At 65.7% G+C, this 1348-nt stretch carries 2 protein-coding genes and 2 pseudogenes; all 4 read left to right on the top strand.

Going from position 1 to position 1348, the window contains the following annotated elements:
• Window positions 1-38: 38 nt before the first annotated feature.
• Window positions 39-278, top strand: a pseudogene (locus A8B82_RS21465) (DUF6915 family protein); the annotation flags it as partial.
• Between the two features lies 1 nt (window position 279).
• Window positions 280-477 carry a hypothetical protein gene (locus A8B82_RS21470; protein ID WP_047998245.1) on the top strand — a complete coding sequence of 66 codons (198 nt, stop codon included), beginning with the start codon at window positions 280-282 and terminating at the stop codon, window positions 475-477.
• A gap of 75 nt (window positions 478-552) precedes the next feature.
• A complete protein-coding gene (locus A8B82_RS21475) occupies window positions 553-972 on the top strand; it encodes a hypothetical protein (protein WP_067297244.1) in 420 nt (139 codons plus the stop codon).
• Window positions 965-1348 (top strand): annotated as a pseudogene (locus A8B82_RS21480) (antitoxin of toxin-antitoxin stability system); the annotation flags it as partial. The gene A8B82_RS21475 and the pseudogene A8B82_RS21480, both read left to right, overlap by 8 nt.

Raw genomic sequence — 1348 nt, forward strand, 5'->3', positions numbered from 1 at the left:
GAGGTTTTCGAAAAGAGACAGTTTGACTGTCCAGATAACATGCCGAGGGTATCTTCATGGCCGAGACGATTTTCGGTCCGACCCTCACGCTTTCGACCGGGCGCATCATCCCGACCCGCTGGGTCGGCGAACAGCACGTGAAGGAAGACCTCGGCTTCATCCCGAGCTTCGCCGACTGGGTGAAGGCCATCCGACCCGAACCCTGGATGGGCCGGTCCGAGCGGATCGAGGCGCTGGTCGATCCGCATCTCGCCTCGCCCTTGGTCGAGGTCAGTTGACATGACCGACCCGGCCTATCATCGCCTCGGCCTGCCGGTGACCGCTTCGCCTTACGCCGTCCTGCGCGCAGCGGTCCGGGCGCTTCATCCCGACACGCGCGCCGTGCGCGGCTTCCGGACCTCGCGCAAGCGCTTCTACCAGCAGATGCTCTGCGCCCATGCCGCGCGACAGGCGGCGGGCGACCAGCCAAACGGCTGATTACCCCCAACCACCCCTTCATTCCAACACAACGCCCGGCCGCCCGGCCGGGTTTTCCCCATTCAGGAGGTCCCCATGGCGGATTACTTCACCCATTTCTCATGCCTGATCGACGTCGGCAGCCCCGACAAGGCCGCCCGGGCCCTTGCCCTGTTCCAGCGCTTGCGCGCCGCGGATCAGGACGCCGATGACCCGGAGGTCTCGGGCTTCACTCTTGAGCGCCAGGACGCGCCCGAGGGCAGCACGCTCTGGATCCATGACGACGAGCACGGCGATGTCGAGGCGGTTATCCGTTTCGTGCTGCGCCTTGCAGAAGACTTCGAGCTCACCGGCCTCTGGGGGTTTCAGTACGGTCTGACCTGTTCCCGCCCGCGCCTCGACGCCTTCGGCGGCGGCGCGCATGTCATCGACCTCGGCGCGCAGAAATCCGTCGGCTGGACGAGCAGCCAGGAATGGCTGGCCGCCGCGCTAAACGGGGAGGAGGTCGATGCCTGAGGTCATCTGCACAACAGTCTACCAGTTCCCCGAACTCTCGGATGCCGCCAAGGAAAAGGCGCGCAGCTGGTATCGCGAGCTTGGCCCCCATGACGACTGGTGGGACGCGGTCTACGAGGATTTCGAGCGTATCTGCGATATCCTCGGCATTCGTCTCAAAACCACGCCCGTGCGCCTGATGGGCGGCGGCACGCGGGCCAAGCCCTGCATCTGGTTCTCAGGCTTCTGGAGCCAGGGCGACGGGGCTTGCTTCGAAGGTTACTGGTCCCACTCCAAGGGCGCGGCCGCGCGCATCCGGGACTACGCCCCGACGGACGCGACGCTGCATGGCATCGCCGACTGGCTGCAGGCCATCCAGCGGCGGAATTTCTACCAG

It is taken from the genome of Sulfitobacter sp. EhC04 (assembly GCF_001650875.1).
In the GTDB taxonomy this organism is placed as follows: Bacteria; Pseudomonadota; Alphaproteobacteria; order Rhodobacterales; family Rhodobacteraceae; genus Sulfitobacter.